Annotated in this window: 19 protein-coding genes; 4 read left to right on the top strand and 15 right to left on the bottom strand. The window is 67.9% G+C overall.

Features of this window, described 5'->3' with window-relative positions:
* Window positions 1–65 precede the first annotated feature (65 nt).
* The 9 genes from thpD to HUW46_RS25195 all read right to left on the bottom strand — a co-directional run bounded on the left by thpD (window position 66) and on the right by HUW46_RS25195 (window position 7716).
* A complete protein-coding gene (gene thpD / locus HUW46_RS25235; RefSeq protein WP_442860850.1) occupies window positions 66–959 on the bottom strand; it encodes an ectoine hydroxylase in 894 nt (297 codons plus the stop codon).
* 96 nt (window positions 960–1055) lie between these two features.
* Entirely contained in the window at window positions 1056–1448 is a 393-nt protein-coding gene (locus HUW46_RS25230; protein WP_215541296.1) for an ectoine synthase, read from the bottom strand.
* Window positions 1449–1479: 31 nt separating this feature from the next.
* Window positions 1480–2733 carry a diaminobutyrate--2-oxoglutarate transaminase gene (ectB, locus tag HUW46_RS25225; protein WP_215541295.1) on the bottom strand — a complete coding sequence of 418 codons (1254 nt, stop codon included), beginning with the start codon at window positions 2731–2733 and terminating at the stop codon, window positions 1480–1482.
* A gap of 37 nt (window positions 2734–2770) precedes the next feature.
* Window positions 2771–3271: a diaminobutyrate acetyltransferase gene (gene ectA, locus HUW46_RS25220; RefSeq protein ID WP_215541294.1), complete on the bottom strand. Its 501-nt coding sequence runs from the start codon at window positions 3269–3271 to the stop codon at window positions 2771–2773.
* A gap of 278 nt (window positions 3272–3549) precedes the next feature.
* Window positions 3550–4785, bottom strand: a complete 1236-nt coding sequence (locus tag HUW46_RS25215) for a DUF445 domain-containing protein (RefSeq protein ID WP_215541293.1) — start codon at window positions 4783–4785, stop codon at window positions 3550–3552.
* Between the two features lie 70 nt (window positions 4786–4855).
* Window positions 4856–5650 (bottom strand): Abi-alpha family protein, encoded by a 795-nt coding sequence (locus HUW46_RS25210; protein WP_254124894.1) that lies wholly within the window; start codon window positions 5648–5650, stop codon window positions 4856–4858.
* 98 nt (window positions 5651–5748) lie between these two features.
* Window positions 5749–6096, bottom strand: coding sequence for a lipopolysaccharide assembly protein LapA domain-containing protein (locus HUW46_RS25205; protein WP_215541292.1), 348 nt, complete (start codon window positions 6094–6096; stop codon window positions 5749–5751).
* Between the two features lie 55 nt (window positions 6097–6151).
* Entirely contained in the window at window positions 6152–6754 is a 603-nt protein-coding gene (locus HUW46_RS25200; RefSeq protein ID WP_215541291.1) for an alpha/beta hydrolase, read from the bottom strand.
* Window positions 6751–7716: a ring-cleaving dioxygenase gene (locus HUW46_RS25195; RefSeq protein ID WP_215541290.1), complete on the bottom strand. Its 966-nt coding sequence runs from the start codon at window positions 7714–7716 to the stop codon at window positions 6751–6753. Before HUW46_RS25195 ends, HUW46_RS25200 begins: the two co-directional genes overlap by 4 nt.
* 95 nt (window positions 7717–7811) lie before the next feature.
* On the opposite strand from HUW46_RS25195, the gene HUW46_RS25190 reads away from it, so the two are divergent.
* Window positions 7812–8270: a MarR family winged helix-turn-helix transcriptional regulator gene (locus HUW46_RS25190; protein WP_215541289.1), complete on the top strand. Its 459-nt coding sequence runs from the start codon at window positions 7812–7814 to the stop codon at window positions 8268–8270.
* Window positions 8271–8774: 504 nt separating this feature from the next.
* On the opposite strand, the gene HUW46_RS25185 is transcribed toward HUW46_RS25190, so the two are convergent.
* From HUW46_RS25185 to HUW46_RS25160, 6 genes are all read right to left on the bottom strand, one after another.
* A complete protein-coding gene (locus HUW46_RS25185) occupies window positions 8775–10115 on the bottom strand; it encodes a pentapeptide repeat-containing protein (RefSeq protein WP_215541288.1) in 1341 nt (446 codons plus the stop codon).
* Between the two features lie 22 nt (window positions 10116–10137).
* Window positions 10138–10989 (bottom strand): amidohydrolase family protein, encoded by an 852-nt coding sequence (locus tag HUW46_RS25180; RefSeq protein WP_215541287.1) that lies wholly within the window; start codon window positions 10987–10989, stop codon window positions 10138–10140.
* The gene (locus HUW46_RS25175) at window positions 10986–12545 is read right to left on the bottom strand and encodes a benzoate-CoA ligase family protein (RefSeq protein WP_215541286.1); all 1560 of its coding nucleotides are present in this window, start codon (window positions 12543–12545) and stop codon (window positions 10986–10988) included. Before HUW46_RS25175 ends, HUW46_RS25180 begins: the two co-directional genes overlap by 4 nt.
* Before the next feature lie 5 nt (window positions 12546–12550).
* Window positions 12551–13972 carry a benzoyl-CoA 2,3-epoxidase subunit BoxB gene (boxB, locus tag HUW46_RS25170; protein WP_215541285.1) on the bottom strand — a complete coding sequence of 474 codons (1422 nt, stop codon included), beginning with the start codon at window positions 13970–13972 and terminating at the stop codon, window positions 12551–12553.
* A gap of 3 nt (window positions 13973–13975) precedes the next feature.
* Window positions 13976–15625: a 2,3-epoxybenzoyl-CoA dihydrolase gene (gene boxC / locus HUW46_RS25165; protein WP_215541284.1), complete on the bottom strand. Its 1650-nt coding sequence runs from the start codon at window positions 15623–15625 to the stop codon at window positions 13976–13978.
* 64 nt (window positions 15626–15689) lie between these two features.
* Entirely contained in the window at window positions 15690–16304 is a 615-nt protein-coding gene (locus HUW46_RS25160; protein WP_254124893.1) for a DUF2238 domain-containing protein, read from the bottom strand.
* An 81-nt stretch (window positions 16305–16385) separates the two neighbouring features.
* On the opposite strand from HUW46_RS25160, the gene HUW46_RS25155 reads away from it, so the two are divergent.
* From HUW46_RS25155 to ilvD, 3 genes are read left to right on the top strand one after another with little or no spacing between them, the layout of a single operon-like run.
* On the top strand, window positions 16386–17669 hold the full coding sequence (locus HUW46_RS25155; protein WP_254124892.1) for an NAD(P)H-dependent oxidoreductase: 1284 nt from the start codon (window positions 16386–16388) through the stop codon (window positions 17667–17669).
* Window positions 17666–18340, top strand: coding sequence for a GntR family transcriptional regulator (locus HUW46_RS25150; RefSeq protein WP_215541283.1), 675 nt, complete (start codon window positions 17666–17668; stop codon window positions 18338–18340). The genes HUW46_RS25155 and HUW46_RS25150 overlap by 4 nt, the downstream gene beginning before the upstream one ends.
* Window positions 18337–20004 carry a dihydroxy-acid dehydratase gene (gene ilvD, locus HUW46_RS25145; protein WP_215541282.1) on the top strand — a complete coding sequence of 556 codons (1668 nt, stop codon included), beginning with the start codon at window positions 18337–18339 and terminating at the stop codon, window positions 20002–20004. Before HUW46_RS25150 ends, ilvD begins: the two co-directional genes overlap by 4 nt.
* The last annotated feature ends 3 nt before the right edge of the window (window positions 20005–20007 follow it).

Here is a 20007-nt window from a genome sequence, read left to right as displayed (position 1 = left end):
CACCCTGGCGAAAAAATTACGGCGGGAGCCCCGTGCCCCGAGGCCCCCGCCGCATGTCGGAGAAGTCAGCGCACCACCGGCGTGAAGTCACGGGAGGCGATGAACTCCGGGCGTGGCGCGGCCGCGCCGTACGGGTCGCCGAGCGTGTTCTCGACACTGTTGAACACCAGGAAGATGTTCGACCTCGGGTACGGCGTGATGTTGTTGCCGGACCCGTGCATGATGTTCGAGTCGAACCAGAGCGCGGAACCCGCCGGACCGGTGAACTGCTCGATACCGCACTCCGCGGCCAGCTTCGTCACCTCGTTCCGGTTCGGCACGCCGAACTCCTGCTCCTTGAGGGAGCTCTTGTAGTTCTCCTCCGGGGTCTTGCCGACGCACGGCACGAAGGTCCGCTGGGAACCGGGCATCACCATCAGCCCGCCGTTGAACGGGTAGTTGTCGGTCAGCGCGATCGAGCAGCTCACCGCCCTCGGCTTCGGCATGCCGTCCTCCGCGTGCCAGGTTTCGAAGTCGGAGTGCCAGTAGAACCCGGCACCCTTGAAGCCCGGCATGTAGTTGACCCGGCTCTGGTGGAGGTAGACCTCGGAGCCGAGGATCTGCTTCGCCCGATCGAGGATCCTCGGGTCGCGCACCAGTTCCGCGATCAGCGAGCTGATCTTGTGCATGTCGAAAATGGACCGCACCTCGCCCGACGCCTTCTCGGTTATCACCCGTTCGTCGGCCTTCAGCGCCTCGTCCGAAGACAGCCGCACGAGGTCCTGCCAGTACGCCTGCACCTCGGCAGGGGACAGCAGGCCCTCGATGACGTGGAAACCCCTCGCGTCGTGCGACGCGAGGGTGGCGGCGTCGATGGGGCCGTCGGACTCGGCCCCCCACACCGTCGGATCCGGCCGGTCGAATGCCACCGGCTCACCGGTGATCCGGGTCGGATAACTGTCCTCGACGCGCGTGTCCATGAGCGTCAAGATTTTCGCCTCCTCAGCTTTCCTTCGGTTTTTTTCGCCCCATTCGTCGGCGGGATACCGTGGTGTCGGCAGTCAGTTCCGGGTGGCTCAGTCCTCTTCGACCACGAGCGGGTACACGCCGTTTTCGTCGTGCACCTCCCTGCCGGTCACCGGCGGGTTGAAGACGCACACCGTCTTCATCTCGGTCTTCGGGCGCACCTGGTGCTTGTCGTGGTTGTTCAGCAGGTACAGGGAACCGGGACGCAGCTGGTGCACCTCGCCGGTCGCCTTGTCCTCGATTTCCCCTTCGCCCTGCGTCACAAACACCGCTTCAATGTGGTTCGCGTACCAGAAATCGTTGACCGTGCCCGCGTAGAGGGTCGTCTCGTGCACCGAGAAACCGACTTTTTCCTTGGCGAGAACAATGCGCTTCGAGCGCCAGTTTTCGGTCTTGATGTCAGCGTCGGTGTCGGTGATCTCGTCGAGTGTGCGGACGATCAACTCGGTACTCCTCTTTCGCGTTTTTCAGGTGCTACTTGTGCAGCACGGTCTTGATCGACTCGGAGATGATGTCGAGGCCCTTGCCCAGCTCCTCGTCGCTCAGGGTCAGCGGCGGCAGCAGCTTCATCACCTCTCCGTCGGGACCGGAGGTCTCCATCAGCAGCCCGCGTTCGAAGGCGGCGGCGCAGACCTTCCCGGCAAGATCACCATCGGCGAACTCGAGCCCGCGCGCAAGACCCCGTCCCTTCGCGAGCAGGTTCGCCTCCGGGTAGGCCTCGACGATGCCCTTGAACGCGTCGGCGATGCGCTCGCCCTTCGCCTTCGTCGACTTCTCGAGCTCGTCGTCGCTCCAGTACACGCGCAGCGCCTCGGCGGCGGTCACGAACGCCGGGCTGATGCCGCGGAACGTGCCGTTGTGCTCGCCCGGCTCCCACACGTCGAGATCGGGCCGGATGAGCGTGATCGCCATCGGCAGGCCGTACCCGCCGATCGACTTCGACAGGCACACGATGTCGGGCTTGATCCCGGCTTCCTCGAAGCTGAAGAACGGCCCGGTGCGGCCGCAGCCCATCTGCACGTCGTCCAGGATCAGCAGGATGTCGTGCCGCTCGCACAGGTCCGACAGGCCCTTGAGCCAGTCGATGCGGGCGGCGTTGATGCCGCCTTCGCCCTGCACGCCTTCGACGATCACCGCGGCGGGCTCGTTCAGCCCGCTGCCCGAGTCCTCCAGCAGCTTCTCGAAGTAGAAGAAGTCCGGGAACTGGCCGTCGAAGTACTTGTCGTACGGCATCGGGGTGGCGTGCACGAGCGGGATGCCCGCGCCGCCGCGCTTCATCGAGTTGCCGGTCACCGAGAGCGCGCCGAGCGTCATCCCGTGGAAGGCGTTCGTGAAGTTGATGACCGACTCCTTGCCGGTCACCTTCCTCGCCAGCTTGAGCGCGGCCTCGACCGCGTTGGCGCCGCCGGGGCCGGGGAACACGACCTTGTACTCGAGATCGCGCGGCTTGAGGATCTTGTCGTCGAGGGTCTGCAGGAAGTCGCGCTTGGCCACGGTGAACATGTCCAGCGCGTGCGTGACGCCGTCTCGCGAGATGTAGTCGATGAGCGCCTGCTTCAGCGCCGGGTTGTTGTGCCCGTAGTTCAGCGCGCCCGCGCCGGCGAAGAAGTCGAGGTATTCCCGGCCGTCCTCGTCGTAGAGGTAACTGCCCTTCGCGCGGTCGAACACGACCGGCCAGCCCCTGCTGTAACTGCGAACCTCGGATTCGAGGGTCTCGAAGATGTTCACGGTTTTTTCTCCTGCCCCTGGGAAGTCTTGATATTTCCTATGCGCGCACAAGCGGGCCGATGCGGTATCGGTCCTCCGGCTCATGCGACTCGCCATCGTCCGGAAAATCGCTCGCGCTGAACAGTTCCGCCGATTCCAGGTCGGTTTCCCACCGTTTGGCGAACGAGCTGAACAACTTGATGGAGGCCTCGTTGTCCGGGGTGATGGTGGTCTCCAGGTAGCGCACGCCCTCGCCGGTGAGCTTGGCGAAGAGCTCGTCGAGCAGCTTCCCTGCCAGGCCCTGACCACGCTGGGAGGCATCGACGGCCACCTGCCACACGAGCGCGGCGTCGGGTGCGGACGGCTTGCGATAGGCGATCACGAAGCCGACCGCTCGGCCGTCGACTTTCGCGACCACCGAAGTGTCGGCGAAATCGTGGCACCACAACAGATATGCATAGGGCGAGTTGAGATCGAGCTTCTGGGAATCGCGTGCGATTCGCCACAGCTCCGCGCCATCTGCCTTGGTCGGGGATTCGATCAAGTGCTTTCCGGACATGTCTACGAAACCTAACAGAAGCCTTCTGCCGGTTCAGAACAGCGCCGGAAGAGCAGGCGGGCTACCTGCAGGGACGGAGAAACCCCTGTGACAATGCCGACAGTAACGTACCAATCGGTCAGCGCGCCGGGTAAGATGCCCAGGCTTCGCCGCCGCCCGTCACGGTCGGCTACCGTTCCATACGGTAGTGGCAGCACTCACGAATTGCGAGACGACGCCGGGAGTAATGTCGCCGTCCGCTCGCACGGCGTTACCTGAAGCCCCTGCGTCATCCGCGTTCAGGCCGCGAAGTGCTCCAGGACGAGCACCTGCAGCTCACCGACGGCGAAGCCCAGCACCGCGCCGGTGGTGATCAGGATCCACTCGTCCTGCTGGAAGGCCGGCCGCAGCAGGCCCTCGAACTCGTCGGCGTCGAGCTCCTTCATCTTCCGCACCAGCAGGTTCCTGATGTCCATCGCGTCCTCGGCGTAGTCCTCGAGGTACCGCATGGTCTCCGGGAGCCGGTCCATGATCTTTTCCGCGATGACCGCCTTCATCTCCTGGTAGCGCCTGCTGCCGACGGCCATCACGACCAGGGGTTTCGCCACGCTCGTCTGGCGGCTCAGTTCCTCGTCGACCTGGCGCTGGATCATGCCGAGCACCTTGTCCGACAGCGGCCCGCGCAACACCGCTTCGATCACGTTGCGCGGCGTGATGATCTCCTTCGCGATCAGCTCTCCGTACGCTTCGGACACCTCCGCGCGCCGCTTGAGGAACAGGCCCTGCCATTCGAACAGGCCGAAGTACCGCACCGGCTGCTTCGGGTGGAAGATCATCTTCAGCGCGAGCCAGTCGGTGAACCAGCCGGTGAACAGGCCGAACAGCGGCATGATGAGCGGGATCTTGAACAGCACCCAGGCCACCATCTGGATGATGCCGATCAGCCCGCCGAAGACGATGCCGGAGCGGGCGATGAACTGGAACTCCTTGCGGCCCGCCTCCTGGAAGATCCGGTTGAGCAGCGCCTTGTCCTTGACCAGGCTCGTCACGACCATGTCCTTGAGGTCGAAGACGCTGTCGACGTCGTGCTTGATCGCGTCGAGCACCGCGCCGACCATCCTCGGCGCCTCGGCCTGCACGCGGTGCACGACCAGCCGCTGGACCCGCGCGGGCAGCGCCTCCCACAACCCGGACTGGTACTGCCCCGCGACGTCGCGGACGATCTCCTCGGTCGCGGCGAGCAGGGGTTTTTCGATCTCCTTCGCGACGCGCTCGGCGTCGAGGCGTTCGATGACGTCGGCTGGTTTCACCAGCTGCTGGGTCATGGTGTCGCACGCGATGCCCGCCATCCGCGCCGCGCGCTTGGGCACGATGCCCTGCCAGCCGAAGACGGGTTTGACGCCGACGAACTCGAGCGGCTGGAACATCATCCGGATCGCGACCAGCTTGGTCACGTACCCGATCAGCGCCGCGACGAGCGGGATGGAGACGTAAATCGGCCAGTGGCGTGCGAAGTCGTCGAGAATCGCACCCATGACCACCCCGTTTCACTAGCCCGGGTGACCATGGTCACATGATCGGGTGATCGGCGCGACCGCAGATCGATCAAGCGGGGCCCGCGGCCGGATCGCACGCGCGCCAGAACTGGGTGCCGAGGTGCGACAGGTGCACGGTCCGCCGCACGATCTTCGTCCGCTTCACCGAGTCCTCCGCGGCGCGGACCGTCTCGTCGGTCAGCAGGATCTCGTACTGCGTGGCCAGGGAATCCACCTCTTCGTCGAGGTCGGCGAGGCCGAGGCCGACGAGGCGGGTGACGTAGCTCGGGGTCTCCGCGGGCAGCGAAACCCCGGCCGCCTTCCCCACCGTCGACGCGTTGCGCAGCACGGTGCGCCCGGTGCCGGTGAGGCTGGTCCGTTCGAAGACGTCGATCACCGGGAACGGCGACCCGTCGGACAGCGCGGACAGGATGCGTGCCTCGTCGGGGGTGAGCTGGCGCAGGATGATCGCGTAGAGGTACTCGCGGGCGCGCTCCTTGCCGAAGCCGAGCGAGCGGTTGAGCAGCTCGGCCATCGCGGCGCGCAACGGCTCGCTGTCGCGCGCGGGCACGACCGCGACCGAATCGCTGAGCTTCCCGTTGCCCTCGACGCCGTTTTGCGGGCTAATCGTGCTCGCCGCGCTCAAGGCCGCGAGGTACGGGTCGTCGACCTCGTCGAGGCGGCGGCGCAGCTCGCCGAGCGCGATCCGCTCCACCTGGCGAAGGCCCTTCTCCGCGGCCTCGACCCCGGGAAGCCGCTTGGACAGGGAGTAGCCGGTGCGGGCCGCCCACCCGGCGAACTTGCCGGCACGCTGGACGATCCCGGGCTCGGCCGCGGGGCCCACCAGTCGGTCTTCGTTGCTCACGCGCTGCTCCCTCGCTGCTCGCCGAGATGCTACCGAGGAGTAAGACAGCTCCGCGACCGACGGCCCCCGAGCGCGTTTAGCCCGCTAAACGCGCCGGGTCAGTTCTTCCGGGATTTCCGGTTCTGGGCGCGGAGCTGCAGGATCCTGGCGGCGCCGACGAGTGCGACGAGCGCGCCGCCCGCCACCGCGGCCAGGAGCATCGCCACGGCGAGCGGCATGCTGCCCACCGCGCCGAGGAAGTGCACGGTCGCGTTCTCCAGGTTCTGCAGGATGAAGATCAGCAGGAACACCAGCACCACGAGCGCGACGACGACGGCGACCCAGGTGCCGCCCAGCCTGGTCCGCTTCGGCGGGTGCTGGTCGTCGGCCGCGGGACGCGCGGCGGGGACCTCCGCGGCTTCGGGGGTCTCCTCGGCCGCGTGCTTGCCTTCCCGAGCGTGTGCCATGGCCCGGATTGTGAGCGCGGGCCATGCCACCCGCTCGGCAACTCACTCGAACGGGTTACCTCAGCCAGTTCTTCGCCGCGGCCACGCCGTCGGCGGTGATCTGGTGGCAACCGTGGTGCCGGTGGCTGGTCACCTCGGCCGACCTCGCCCGCAGCAGTGCGATGAACTCGTCGTTCGACGCCAGCGGCGCCATCGGATCCTGCTCGCCGTTCGACAGGAACACCCTCGAACCGGACAGGTCGTGCTCCGGCGGACTGGGCACCGGAAGCATCGAGGCGAACAGGATCGCCTCGGTCAGCACGTCCGGGCGCAGCACCGTCAACGCGGCCGCGATGTTCGCGCCGTTGGAGAACCCGATCGCGATCAGGCGCCGGTCACCGAGGCCGTACCGCTCGCGTGCGGCGACCACGAACTCGGCGAGCTGGTCCGCCCGCTTCACGACGTCGTCGTAGTCGAAAACGCCTTCCGCGAGCCGCCGGAACCACCGTGCCATCCCGTTCTCCGAAACCGGCCCGGCTGGCGCGAGCACGGCTGACGCCGGGCTCAGCTCCTTCGCGAGCGGCAGCAGGTCGTCCGGGCCGCCGCCGGTGCCGTGCAGGAGCAGCAGCACCGGCGCGGCCGGATCCCCTTCGGCGTAGCGGTGCGCCAACTCGGTCATGCCCGCTCCAGGTCGTTCTCGCTCGGCAGGTCCAGCTTCGGCAGCGCGCGCTGGATCTGCTCGCGGTTCGGCTCCAGCCACGGCGGGAGCTTCAGCGCGCGACCGAGTTCGAGCAGCGGTTCGTCGATCGCGAAACCCGGCTCGTCGGTGGCCACTTCGAGCAGCGTGCCGCCCGGCTCGCGGAAGTAGATGGACCTGAAGTACTGACGGTCCAAAATGGACGTGACGTGCACGCCGGAGTCCACCAGTTCCTCGCGCCACGCGGCCTGGGTCGCCTCGTCGGGCGCGCGCCACGCGACGTGGTGCACGGTGCCCGCGGCGACGAGCCCGCGCGGCGCGTCCGGCGTGACCAGCACGTCGACGAGTGCGCCGGGGCCGCCTTCGCCCGCGGTGAAGCGCAGCCGGTTGTCTTCCTGGTTCGCGAAGCTCAGCCCGAGCCCGTCGGTGAGCATGCCCGCCGTCTCGTCCTCTTTGGACACTGAAAGCGTGACCGAGTGCAGGCCGCGGATCGCGTGCTCGGCGGGCACGTGCCCGTTGTCCCACGGGTCGCGCGGATCGCCCTGCGGGTGCGCGACGAGCGCGAGCGTCAGCCCGTCGGGGTCGCGGAAGGTCAGCACGTCCTCGCCGTCGCGGTTCTTGACCTCGCTCGAAGAGATGTTCGCCGCCGCGAGGTGCCGCTTCCACCAGCCGATGGACGCCTCGGGCACGGAGAAGGACGTGGTGGTCGCCTGCCCGGTGCCCTGCACCCCGCTCGGCGCGTCCTTCCACGGGAAGAAGGTCATCAGCGTGCCCGGCTTGCCGGACTGGTCGCCGTAGTAGAGGTGGTAGGTGCCTGGGTCGTCGAAGTTGACGGTGGTCTTGACCAACCGGAGGCCCAGCGTCTTCAGGTAGAAGTCGGCGTTGCGCTGGGGGTCGCCGCCGATGGCCGTGACGTGGTGCAGGCCGGAAGTCTTGATCGACATGTCTCCTCCTCGGGAGCCGTTGAAGTCAACGCTAAGCGCTAAACCTCTCGCGCGCAAGATATATTCCAGCAAGAGTTCTGCGGTACACTCGCCCGGTGACCGTTCCCGACCCGCACACCGACGACGACGAGATCGTCACCTGGTGGGGCCTGGTGATCGAGGGCTACCTCGCCACGCAGGACACCCTGATGGGCGAGATCGCCGAGCGCTTCGGCCTCGCCCCCGCCTCGTTCGACATCCTCATCCGCCTCATCCGCTCGCCGGAACACCGGATGCCGATGACCCGGCTCGCCGGGGAGGCCGCGCTGTCCAGCGGCGGGTTCACCAAGGTCGCCGACCGGCTCGTGGCGGCGGACCTGATCTGCCGCGTCCCGAGCCCGTCGGACCGGCGGGTGACCTACGTGCAGCTCACCGAGCACGGCCTCGAAGTCGCTTCGAAGGCGCGGGCCGCGTGCGCCGAGATCCTGCGGCGGATCGTGCTTTCCCCGCTGGGCGCGGATTCCTCGGCCGCACTGGCCGACGCGATGCGCGTCCTCCGCTCAACGAACGGCTGACGCTTTCGTCGGGGTGGGCGGCTCCTGCCCCGAAAGATGCTCCCCTAGAGGTCGGGTCGCGGGTGCCGCCGAAGGCTCCTTTTTGGGGCGTTGAGCGTCCCGATCTCGGCCCTCGTGGCAGGCTGCCGCCCTGGCGCGAGTCCCCGAAGGTGGCCTTCGGGGCGGTAGACGCCGCGAATTCGGCCCTCGCACCACATTCCCGCCACCGCGCGACCCCACAGCAGGTCTTCGCGTGCCCCGAACGTCACTTTCGGGGCACCGGCAACCGGGGGGTCGAGCGTGCGAGGGGTGGATTTGTGGCGTTGAGCGGCCCGAAGGCCACCTTCGGGGCATGCGCGGCACTGCCCGCGCACCCCGCGAGGGCCGAGAAAGTGGCGCTGGGGTCCCCGAAGGTGGCCTTCGGGGACCAACGGACAAACTCCGCCGCCGATCACCGCGCAGCGCACCCGACATCACTGTGACGTTCGGGGAATGTGGCCCGAAGGTCACTTTCGGGGCAGGAGATCAGAAGTCGCGGAGTTCGATTCGGCGGAGTGACGGGTCGTCGGGGTCGGCGGTCAGGTACCAGGACGTGGGGAAGTCGGAATCCGCCACCTGGTCCGCTTTGATCCTGGCGCCGGTGACCGAGTAGCGATGGCTCCCGCCCTCCGGGTCGACCGGGTCGGAAATGTACACAGGCGCCAGGAAGCGGCAGCCACTGAAATCGACATCCTCGTCCGACGAGATCGAGTAAGCGGAAAACGCCCCTTCGAAAGTGGCGTTCTCGAACATCGCCATGGACGTGCCACGGATGACGGCGCTGGCATAGCCCGCGGTGGTGGAAGGGACGAAGTTCGCGTCCGACAGCGTCGATCCGGCGAAGGTCGTCTCCTGCGCGAACCTCGCACCGGAGAAGTCGCTCCTGCCGAAACGCGCATCCCCGAAGGCGGCGACATCCCCGAATTCCGCGCGGTCGAACTCGGCGACTCCGATCGCCGCTCGGAAAAAGTGCACTTTGGCGTCGAACACCACCGACGAGAAAGTGGCAATCTCGGCAACCTTGAAATCCGTGAAATGCGCCCTTGCAGAGAATTGAGCGCGTTCGAAGTCAACATTGGCCATTCGCGCACTGGAGAAGATGGCCACGCCGGTGAAACGCGCGCCTTCGAAATTCGCGGAGGTGCATCGCGCGCCGTAGAAATTGAAGTCGACGAGGGACGCGTAGCGCAGGTCGATCGAGATGCCGTCCCAGAATTTCGGCGAGTCCTTGGGCGCGCACAGGTGGCGGCGCAGGATCTCCTGCGCGGTCGACCGCACGTCCAGTTGCAGCAGGGCCTCCACGTCCTGACTGTCGCGCGCCGGTGGGGCGAACGGCTCGCGCAGGTACGCGCAGATGCGGTCCACGACGGTTTGCCGCAGCTCGGGATGCGACTCGGCGAGCCGTTCCAGATCGGTCAGGCCGCCGATCCGCATCGCGGCCTTGTCGCTGCCGAGTTGTTCGCTCGCTTTAGCGGACAGGTCCGTGATCTGCCTGGCGATGGCATCGGCCCGAACCGCTTCGTCGGCGTCGAGCTGTCGTCGCAGCAGGGCCTCGGCGTGCGTCCGGTTGGCTTCGTCGGTCGCCATCTGCCGCAGGTGCTCGCGCTCGCCCAGTTCGACGCGTCGCGCGCCGAGGACCGCGGCCAGGATCGCGAGCCCCGCCGCACCGACCTTCCAGCCGACCTCGAACGCGGCGCGATGATCGGCGGTCGAACTCCCCCAGAGCGCCCACACGAGCGCCCCGCACGCGATCACGCTGACGCCGACGCTCAACCAGGTCCATCGTCGGCTCAACGGCTTCAGCGCGGCGCGCTCGTTCTTCCCCATCCGCACATCAGAGCAGATTCGGTCAGAGACCGGGGAACAGCGTGGTGGCGTTGCCGGAGAGGATGCCGCGCAGGACCTCGCCGGGCAGGCCGAGTTTCGCCAGTGCGCGGACGTTGCGGGCGGTGCCGGGGACGCCTGGCCAGTCGGTGCCGAAGACGAACTTGCGCGCGAGGCGGGCCAGGTCGAAGCGCGCGTAGTACTCGGGCAGTTTCGCGGGTGGCAGCCCGGCCAGGTCGAGCCAGACGTTGTCACGCGCCAGTGCCATGAAAGCGGCGACGTCGTACCACCAGCCGCGGCCACCGTGGGCGAAGACGAACGAGACCGAAGGGAAGTCTTCGACGACGTCCGAGAGCAGCTCGGGGTTGCCGAAGCTCGCACGGGAACCGGGGAAGCTGCTGATGCCGGAGTGCAGGATCACCGGCACGCCTCGGTCGGCGCACACCCGGTACGCGGCGTACAACTCCTTGTCCGCGGGCGAAAAAGCGCCGTGCACCGGGTGGATCTTCAACGCCACCGCGCCGAGATCGAGCTGACGGTCCACTTCGGACGCCAGCGGGTGGTGCAGGTGCGGGTTGACGTTCGCGACGAGCCGGAACCGCTCGGGGTTGTACCGGTACAGCGGCAGGTTGTCTTCGATGGGCTGGATCCCGGTCGCGCGCGGGCTGTACTCCGCGAACAGCAGCGCACGGTCCACGCCTTCGGCTTCGAACAACGCGTCGAGCCGCGACGGGATCGGATCGCCGTCGCCGTCGAAGACCGAGCGCCAGTCGTGCGGGCCCGAAAAACGGTCCGCCCAGGCGAGCCACGCCGGTTTGAGCGTGCTCAGCCTCGGGACGTGCACATGGGCGTCGACAACGAGTTCTCCGTCGATCACGGTGCGAGCACTCCGGCGGGGTCGCGGACGAGGTCGCGGATCACGTTACGCCGGATCTTCCCGGTCGCCGTCTTGGGCAGCTCGGCCACCTCCACCACCCGCCGCGGCCGCTTGAACGACGCCAGCCCCGCGCGGCAGAACTCGATCAGCTCCGCCTCGTCGACGACGTGCCCCGGCGTCGCGGCGACGCACGCGACCGGTTTGTCGATCCCGTCGGGCCCCGGCGCGGCGACCACCGCCGCCTCCGCGACCGAGGGGTGTTCGAGCAGCCGTTGCTCCACTTCGCCTGGCGAAACCCAGATACCGCCCGCTTTCAGCATGTCGTCGAACCGGCCGAGGCAGCTGTAGGTGCCGTCGGCGTTGCGCACGTAGCTGTCCCCCGTCCGCAGCCATTCGCCCTGGAACACGCGTTTCGTGGTGTCGTACCGCCCCCAGTACCCGCTCGCGATCGACGGCCCGCGCACGTACAGCTCGCCCGGCGTAGCCGGTTCGGCGATCACCGAACCCGCCTCGTCGCGCAGTTCGACGTCGTACCCGGGCACCGCGATCCCGGTGCTGCCCGGACGCACCCGGCCCGGCCGGTTCGACAGGAAGATGTGCAACGCCTCGGTGGACCCGATGCCGTCCAGCACCTCCACCCCGAACCGCTGCCGGAACTGCTCGTAGAGCGCCGCGGGCAGCGGTTCCCCCGCGGAAACCGCTTGGCGCACCGAGGAAAACGAGTCGTCCGGGACGTCACTGGCCAGTACGGCCGAATAGAACGTCGGCACGCCGAAGAACAGCGTCGGCCGTTCCTCGCGCACGCGGCGCGCGATCAGCTTCGGCGTCGGGCGCGCCGGTTCCAGTATCGTCGCCGCACCGGCCGCGAGCGGGAAGAACGCCGAATTTCCCAAGCCATAGGCGAAGAACAGCTTCGGCACGGACAGGAACCGGTCGTCCGCGGCGGTTTCCAGTACACCCTCGGCATAGCACTCGACCACGGCACGGATATCGGCGTGGCGGTGCATCGCGGCCTTCGGCTTCCCCGTGGTGCCCGAGGTGTAGAGCCACAGGGCCACGGTGTCGTCCCACGAGGGGTACGGAGCATCGAGTGAGTCCGCAGTGGACAGTGCAGCCCACGAATGCGCGCGCACGCCGAATTCCGCGCCGGAGCCGCGATCGAGCACCACATCGGTGACCTCGGGAGCGGCGTCCAGCGCCACCAGCGCGGCGGGCACGAACTCGGCGGATACACAAAGGACACGGGCGCGCGAATCCGCCAGCACGGTGCCCAGTTCGACCCCGGTGACCATTGTGGACACCGGGACGGGCACGGCACCGGAGTAGATCGCGCCCAGAATCCCGGAAAGCAGCTCGGGACCATCCACCATGCACAGCATGACCCGCTCCTCGGGGCGGATCCCGAGCGCGCGGAACCCGGCCGCCGCCCGGTGCGCGGACTCGGCGAGTTCGGCGTAGGTCAGGTGACCCGACGGCGACACGACCGCGGTGCGCGCGCCGCGCCCTTCCCGCACGTGCCGGTCGAGCAGGTACTCGGCGGCGTTGAACCCGTTCATCGCAATCAGACCAGGTGGACGTATTCGTAGTCGAACGGCTTACCGTTGATGCCCTGTCGCGGCGGAGCGACCCAGCTCGCGATCTTGCCGCGTTCGTACACCGGGTGCATCAGCGAGCGGACGAACGCGAGGTCTTCCGCGGTCGGCAGCCACCTCGGCTCGCCCGCCAGCCACGTCGCCTCGTCGACGATCGAGCCGTCCGGGGTGACGTGGTGACCGGAGTTTATGCCGACGTCGCGGTTGAATCCAGGGTGCGGCAGCGCGAAGCGGAACGAGATGTCGTGGTCGGCGAGTATCCGGTTCCAGCGTTTGACCCCGGTTTCGCAGTCGGCGATGTACTCGCGGCGGAGATCGAGGTTCAGCAGCAGGATCGCCTGCATTTCCCGCTCTTCCCAGGTGCCGTCGGTGCGGGGCTTCGGCAGCAGCGCGCTCTCGTCGGTGAGCTGGTGGTCGTCCTTGCGCCGGGTTTCCAGCCACCGCCCCTTCAGCCCCGCGGTGTAATAGTTCGCCGCGTTCGTGGAGGTCTCGCTGCCGAACAGGTCGAGCGAAACGCTGTAGTGGAAGTTCAGGTACTTCTGGATGATGTCAAGGGGGATCCCGCCGTGCGCGGCGATGTCGAGGGTGTCGTGCTCGGAGATCAGCTCGGCGCTGCGGGTCACCACGCGGTCGACGCCGGTGGTGCCGACGAACATGTGGTGCGCTTCCTCCTTGAGCATGAACTCGCAGGTGCGCGAAAGCGGGTCGAACGAGCTTTCCTTGAGCGTGCCGAGCTGGTACTTGCCGTCGCGATCGGTGAAGTAGGTGAACATGTAGAAGGCGAGCCAGTCGGCGGTCTCCTCGTTGAACGCGCCGAGGATGCGCGGGGTGTCCGGGCTGCCGGAATTGCGCAGCAGCAGGCCTTCCGCCTCGTCGCGGCCTTCACGGCCGAAGTAGGCGTGCAGCAGGTACACCATCGCCCACAGGTGCCTGCCCTCCTCGACGTTGACCTGGAACAGGTTCCGCAGGTCGTACAGGCTCGGCGCGGTCAGCCCGAGCAGTTTCTGCTGTTCGACCGAAGCGGGCTCGGTGTCGCCCTGGATCACGATCAGCCGCTGCAGATCGGCGCGGTACTCGCCGGGCACCTGCTGCCACACCGGTTCGCCCCGGTGCTCGCCGAAGGCGATGCGGCGGTCGCGGTCGCGCTCGGCGAGGAAGATCCCCCAGCGGTAGTCCGGCACGTGCACGTGGTCGAAATGCGCCCATCCTTCCCGTCCGACGCTGATCGCGGTGCGCAGGTAGACGTCGTGCGTTTCGAGCGTGGGGCCCATTTCGCCCCACCAGTTCAGGAACCGGGGCTGCCAGCCCTCCAGCGCGCGCTGGAGCCTGCGGTCCTCCGATAGGTTCACGTTGTTCGGGATCTTCGCGTCGTAGTCGATCTTCTCCGGCATGTCCTAGACCCGCTTCCTGTCGAACACCGCTTTCTGGCCCGTTCCGTAGCGGCGAAGCGCACCTTCCTCGCCCGAGGCGTTCGGTCTGGTGAAAATCCAGTTCTGCCAAGCGGAAAGCCGCCCGAAGATCTTGGTCTCGATCGTCTCGGGGCCGACGAACCGGTGGTTCGCCTCCATGCCGGTGAGCGCGTCCGGTGACAGCGATGCCCTGCCCTCCAACGCGATCCTGATCTCGTCCTCCCAGTCGAGGTCGTCCGGCGCCATGGTCACCATGCCCAGCTCGTCGGCGTCCGATGGGGACAGTGGGCGGCCGATCTCGGCACGCAGCTTTTCGACCTGTCCCGGGTCGCCGTAGAACCGGGAGTCCAATCGCGACAGTCCATTGCCCATCGGGAAGGTGCCGAAGTTGGCCTCGGTGAGCACGAGGCTCGCACGGTCTTCGCTGGCTTCGTCGTCGATCGGCGGACCGTCCAACATGTACTGGCGGTCGCAGGCCAGCGCCAGTTCGAGCAGCACGCCGGTGAAGCAGCTTCCCGGCTCGATGAGCGCGACCAGGCTGCGGCTGGTGACGTCGAGCCGTTTCAGCACGCGCTTGTAGTAGTGCACGATTTCGTTGCACAGCCAGTGATCCGCGTGCAGTACGAGGTCTTCGTGTGCACGCACCGCGTCCGCTTCGCCCTCGCTGCAGAGGAGCCAGGTGCCCAGCCCGGGTTCGTTGGTGCGCAAGCGAAGGATGAGGTCGTCCAGTTCCCTGGTGAGCGCGAGCAACCACGACGCGGCACCGGTTTCGCGCGGATCCGACGGGTCACGCGGGCCGAGCACGGTGATCGTGGCGACCCCGGTACCGCGGTCGAACCGCGCGCTCACGTTCTGGTAGCGCAGCCCGTCCTCGGTCACCGTGCGGTCCAGCGGCGGCAGGTCGATCCCCGTCGCGCCTTCGGGCCGCGCACTGGCCCGTGCGGCTTCGAGCGCGCGTTCCCGCACGGTTTCGGCGAAGTCCCGGCGCGGGACGATCTCGTCGACGAGCCCCCATTCGACGGCGGTGCGGCCCTTGACCCCGTCGGGCCGGGTGGCGAACACGTCGGCCCGGTCCTTGCGGACGTGCCGCTTGTCCACCACGCGGGTCAGCCCGCCGGTGCCGGGCAGCACGCCGAGCAACGGCACCTCGGGCAGCGCGACCGTCGACGAGTTGTCGTCGACGAGCAGGATCTTCTCGCACGCGAGCGCGATTTCGTAGCCGCCTCCCGCGCAGGTGCCGTTTACCGCGGCGAGGTAGGTCTGGCCGGAATGCTCGCTCGCGTCCTCGAAGCCGTTGCGCGTTTCGTTGGTGAACTTGCAGAAGTTGACCTTCCACTCGTGCGGCGACGCGGCGAGCATGCGGATGTTCGCCCCGGCGCAGAACACCTTGTCCTTGGCGCTGCCGACCACCACCGCGCGCACTTCGGGATGGGAGAACCGCAGGCGCTGCGTGGCGTCGTACAGCTCGATGTCGACGCCGAGGTCGTAGGAGTTCAGCTTCAGCTCGTACCCGGGCCGGATCCCGCCGCCGGAGTCGACGTCGAGGTCGAGCCAGGCGATCGGGCCGTCCACGCGGAGCCGCCAGTGCCGGTAAGAGTCCGGGTGCCGGTCGAACGACACCGCTTCTGGAGCCATGAGCACTCCTCGTCGTGGTGGACACGAGAGCTGCCCCTAATTGTCTACATAAAGTTTGCGTTCGTCAAACTGTTGTAGAGAGTTGACGATCATGCCGCCTGCTCAGCAGGGCCAGCGACACCAGCGCACCGCACACGCAGAGGAACATGTCCCATTGGGTGTCCCACGGATCCCCTTGTGTGGCAAGGAAATCATCCGCGTTTCCGCCCATCAGGAGCGCGCTCGCCCACTCGACGAACTCGAAGCACGCGCTGATCGACAGGCACACGCACACGGTCAGGAAGGCGGACCAACGGCCGGGCGTCAGCGGGGAGCGGCGCAGCAGGACCTCCCGCACCGCGATCGCGGGCACGAAGCCCTGCACGAAGTGCGCGAACCGGTCGTAGTTGTTGCGCTGGGTGCCGAGCCAGTGCTGCACCCATTCGCCGAGGGGCGTTTCTGCGTAGGTGTACTGGCCGCCGTAGCAGAGCACGAGCGCGTGCAGCACGAGCAGCCAGCACAGCAACCGCGTCAGCGGGAACCGGCGGCGGACCGCGAGCACGAGGACGAGCCCCGCGACGGCCCACACGACCTCCATCGCCCACGTGCCGATCGAGCGCGCACCGAAACCCGTCCACGCCAGCGCGAGCACGACGACACCGGCCAGCGCGGCCCCTTCCGCCTTCGACACCGTCTCCACCCGATCACGGTAAGCCGGGCCGGATGCGCTTGCCGTGGTTAACCATTGACAATCGACCAGTCGCGGCCGAAGGTGTGGGCTGTGCTGAACCTCCTCGACGACCTGCGCGCGCGAACCTCCCCGGTGCGCTGCGCGGTCATCGGGTGCGGCAAGTTCAGCACGATGTTCCTGCACCAGGCCCGCCTGCTCGACGGCCTGCGGATCAGCGCCGTCGCCGACCTGTCGCCCGAGCGCGCGTCGACGGCGCTGGAGGCGGCCGGGTATGCCGCGGGCGAGGTGAAGATCGCGGGCAGCGCTCGCGATCTTCTCGGCGACCCGGACATCGAGGTCGTCGTCGAAGCGACCGGCGATCCACTGGCCGGGACCGAGCACGCCCTTGCCGCGATCGACGGCGGCCAGCACGTGGTGATGGTGACCGTCGAAGCGGACGCGCTGGTCGGCCCGGCGCTCGCCGCCCGCGCCCGCGAACGCGGTGTCGTCTATTCGATGGCCTACGGCGATCAGCCCGCGCTGATCTGCGAACTGGTGGACTGGGCGCGCACCTGCGGGTTCGACGTCGTCTCCGCCGGAAAGGGCACCAAGTACCTGCCCGAATACCACTTTTCGACACCGGAAACGGTGTGGGGGCACTACGGTTTCACACCCTCCTACGCCGAATCGGCGCGGCTCAACCCGCGCATGTTCAACTCGTTCCTGGACGGTACGAAATCGGCGATCGAGATGGTCGCGGTGGCCAACGGGACCGGGCTTTCCGCGCCGCCGTCCGGTTTGCTGTTCCCGCCGTGCGGCGCGGACGACCTGGCGAGCGTGTGCGTCCCGGCGGCCGACGGCGGCGCGCTGAGCGGCAAGGGTGTCGTCGAGGTGGTGTCGAGCCTTCGCCGCGACGGCGCGCAAGTCGACCGGGACCTGCGGTGGGGCGTGTACGTGACGCTCGAAGCGCCGTCGGCGTACGTGCGGGACTGCTTCGCCCAGTACGGCCTCAAGACCGGCCACAGTGGACAGTACGCGGCGATGTACCGGCCGTACCACCTGATCGGGCTCGAACTCGCGGTCAGCGTGGTGTCCGCGGCCGTCCGCCGCGCGCCGACCGGAACGGCCCGCTCGTTCGCCGCCGACGTCGTCACCACGGCGAAGCGCGATCTCGAACCGGGCGACCTCCTCGACGGCGAAGGCGGTTACACCGCGTATGGCACGGTCGTACCAGCTTCGGCCTCGATCGAGGGACGCCTGCTCCCGATCGGGCTGGCCAAGGGCGCGCGCCTGACCTCGAAAGTCCACAAAGGATCGCAGGTCGGACTGGGCCAGGTCACATTCGATGAACGGTCTTCCGCGATGACCCTCCGTGAGGGGATGCTTGCCGGATGACTGAAGCCTTTTCGCCCGCACTGGGCGACACGGTCACTCGCAGGTTGCGCGACGCCATCCTCTCCGGTCAGCTCGCCGACGGCGAACGCCTGGTGGAACGGGATATCGCGACCACGCTCGACGTCAGCAGGGGCCCGGTGCGCGACGCGTTGCGCCAGCTCGCGGTCGAAGGGCTGGTGGTCGTCGAGGCGAGACGCGGGACCCGCGTCGCGTCGCTGACGCCGGAGGACGGCGAAGAGATCATGGCGATCCGCGCCGGTATCGAACCGCTCGCCGTGCGGTACCTGGTGCGCGAAACCACCGCGGGCCGCTTCGAATCGCTGCACGAGATCCTCGGCGAGCTGGAAGTGGCCTGCCGCGAGGGAAACTGGTCGCAGGTGATCCTGCAGGACTTCGCGCTGCACCGGCAGTTGTACGTGCTGTGCGGGCGCAGGCGCCTGCTGCGGCTGTGGGACAGCATCAGCGAGCCGCTGCTGCACATCTTCCGGATGAACCTCGGCCTCTACGACACCATCGAGCAGGTCCACACGAACCACGCCACACTGGTCGCGGACATCGAATCGGGTGATCCCCTGCGCGCGGAGGAAGCGATCCGCGAGCACATCACCCATTTCCAGCCGCAGCTGCTCGCCCTGATGCTCGCGCGAGCAGAAAGGGAGGACCGACCATGACGGATCTCAAACCGCGCAGCAGGGACGTAACCGACGGAATGGAGCGCGCCGCCGCGCGCGGCATGCTCCGCGCGGTCGGCATGGGCGACGAGGACTTCGCCAAGCCCCAGATCGGCGTCGCGTCGTCGTGGAACGAGATCACCCCGTGCAACCTGTCGTTGCAACGGCTCGCCGGCGCGAGCAAGCAGGGCGTGCACGCCGCGGGCGGGTTCCCGATGGAGTTCGGCACCATTTCCGTTTCCGACGGCATTTCCATGGGCCATGAAGGGATGCACTTCTCCCTGGTGTCGCGCGAGGTCATCGCCGACTCGGTGGAAACCGTGGTGCAGGCCGAACGCCTCGACGGCACGATCCTCCTGGCAGGCTGCGACAAGAGCCTCCCCGGCATGCTGATGGCCGCCGCCCGGCTCGACCTCGCGTCGGTGTTCCTGTACGCGGGCTCGATCATGCCCGGCACCGTCGACGGGCGGGAAGTGTCCGTGATCGACGCGTTCGAGGCCGTCGGCGCGTGCGCGCGCGGGCTGATCACGCGCGAGGAGGTCGACCGGATCGAGCGGGCGATCTGCCCCGGCGAGGGCGCGTGCGGCGGGATGTACACCGCGAACACGATGGCCGCCGCGGCCGAAGCGCTCGGCATGTCGCTGCCGGGATCGGCCAGCCCGCCTTCGGCGGACCGCCGCCGCGACGGGTTCGCGCGCGCGAGCGGAGAAGCCGTGGTCGGCATGCTTTCCCGTGGGCACACCGCGCGCGACGTGCTCACCAAGGAGGCCTTCGAAAACGCGATCGCCGTGGTGATGGCGCTCGGCGGCTCGACCAACGCGGTGCTGCACCTGCTCGCGATCGCGCACGAGGCCGACGTCGACCTGACGCTCGACGACTTCACCCGCGTCGGCGACCGCGTGCCGCACCTGGCCGACGTGAAACCGTTCGGGCGCCACATGATGACCGGCGTCGACCGCGTCGGCGGGATCCCGGTGGTGATGAAGGCGCTGCTGGAGGCGGGCATGATGCACGGCGACTGCCTCACCGTGACGGGAAAGACCATGGCGGAGAACATCGCCGCGCTCGCACCGTCCGATTTGGACGGTGACGTGGTGCGGAAGATGACCGACCCGATCCACCCCACCGGCGGCATCACCATCCTGCACGGCAGCCTCGCACCCGAGGGCGCCGTGGTGAAGAGCGCTGGGTTCGACACCGCACGTTTCGAAGGCAGGGCAAGGGTTTTCGACGGCGAGCAGGCCGCGATGGACGCGCTCGGCGAGCTGCGGCCTAACGACGTCGTGGTGATCAAGAACGAGGGGCCGCGGGGCGGGCCCGGGATGCGCGAGATGCTCGCGGTGACCGGGGCGATCAAGGGAGCCGGGCTCGGCAAGGACGTCCTGCTGCTCACCGACGGCCGGTTTTCCGGTGGCACCACGGGACTTTGCGTCGGCCACGTCGCGCCGGAGGCGGCGCACGGCGGGCCGATCGCGTTCGTCCGCGACGGCGACACCATCGTGCTCGACATGGAGACCCGCACCCTGGACGTGCTCGTCGACGAGGCCGAACTGGCTTCGCGTCGGGAAGGCTGGCGACCGCCGGAGCCGTCACGGAAGACCGGGGTGCTCAGCAAGTACGCCCGCCTTGTCGGTTCCGCCGCGCAAGGGGCGGTCTGTTCCTGAACC

It is taken from the genome of Amycolatopsis sp. CA-230715, assembly GCF_018736145.1.
Classification (GTDB): domain Bacteria; phylum Actinomycetota; class Actinomycetes; order Mycobacteriales; family Pseudonocardiaceae; genus Amycolatopsis.
The sequence above is the reverse complement of the archived record's forward strand: the minus strand, read 5'-3'. Positions and strand labels throughout refer to the sequence as shown.

Excerpts from the sequence above, each read along its gene's own strand:
- thpD (WP_442860850.1), bottom strand. The coding sequence starts at position 959 with ATGGACACGCGCGTCGAGGACAGTTATCCGACCCGGATCACCGGTGAG.
- ectA (WP_215541294.1), bottom strand. The coding sequence starts at position 3,271 with ATGTCCGGAAAGCACTTGATCGAATCCCCGACCAAGGCAGATGGCGCG.
- HUW46_RS25215 (WP_215541293.1), bottom strand. The coding sequence starts at position 4,785 with ATGGGTGCGATTCTCGACGACTTCGCACGCCACTGGCCGATTTACGTC.
- HUW46_RS25205 (WP_215541292.1), bottom strand. The coding sequence starts at position 6,096 with ATGGCACACGCTCGGGAAGGCAAGCACGCGGCCGAGGAGACCCCCGAA.
- HUW46_RS25200 (WP_215541291.1), bottom strand. The coding sequence starts at position 6,754 with ATGACCGAGTTGGCGCACCGCTACGCCGAAGGGGATCCGGCCGCGCCG.
- HUW46_RS25195 (WP_215541290.1), bottom strand. The coding sequence starts at position 7,716 with ATGTCGATCAAGACTTCCGGCCTGCACCACGTCACGGCCATCGGCGGC.
- HUW46_RS25185 (WP_215541288.1), bottom strand. The coding sequence starts at position 10,115 with ATGGGGAAGAACGAGCGCGCCGCGCTGAAGCCGTTGAGCCGACGATGG.
- HUW46_RS25175 (WP_215541286.1), bottom strand. The coding sequence starts at position 12,545 with ATGAACGGGTTCAACGCCGCCGAGTACCTGCTCGACCGGCACGTGCGG.
- boxB (WP_215541285.1), bottom strand. The coding sequence starts at position 13,972 with ATGCCGGAGAAGATCGACTACGACGCGAAGATCCCGAACAACGTGAAC.
- boxC (WP_215541284.1), bottom strand. The coding sequence starts at position 15,625 with ATGGCTCCAGAAGCGGTGTCGTTCGACCGGCACCCGGACTCTTACCGG.
- HUW46_RS25150 (WP_215541283.1), top strand. The coding sequence starts at position 17,666 with ATGACTGAAGCCTTTTCGCCCGCACTGGGCGACACGGTCACTCGCAGG.
- ilvD (WP_215541282.1), top strand. The coding sequence starts at position 18,337 with ATGACGGATCTCAAACCGCGCAGCAGGGACGTAACCGACGGAATGGAG.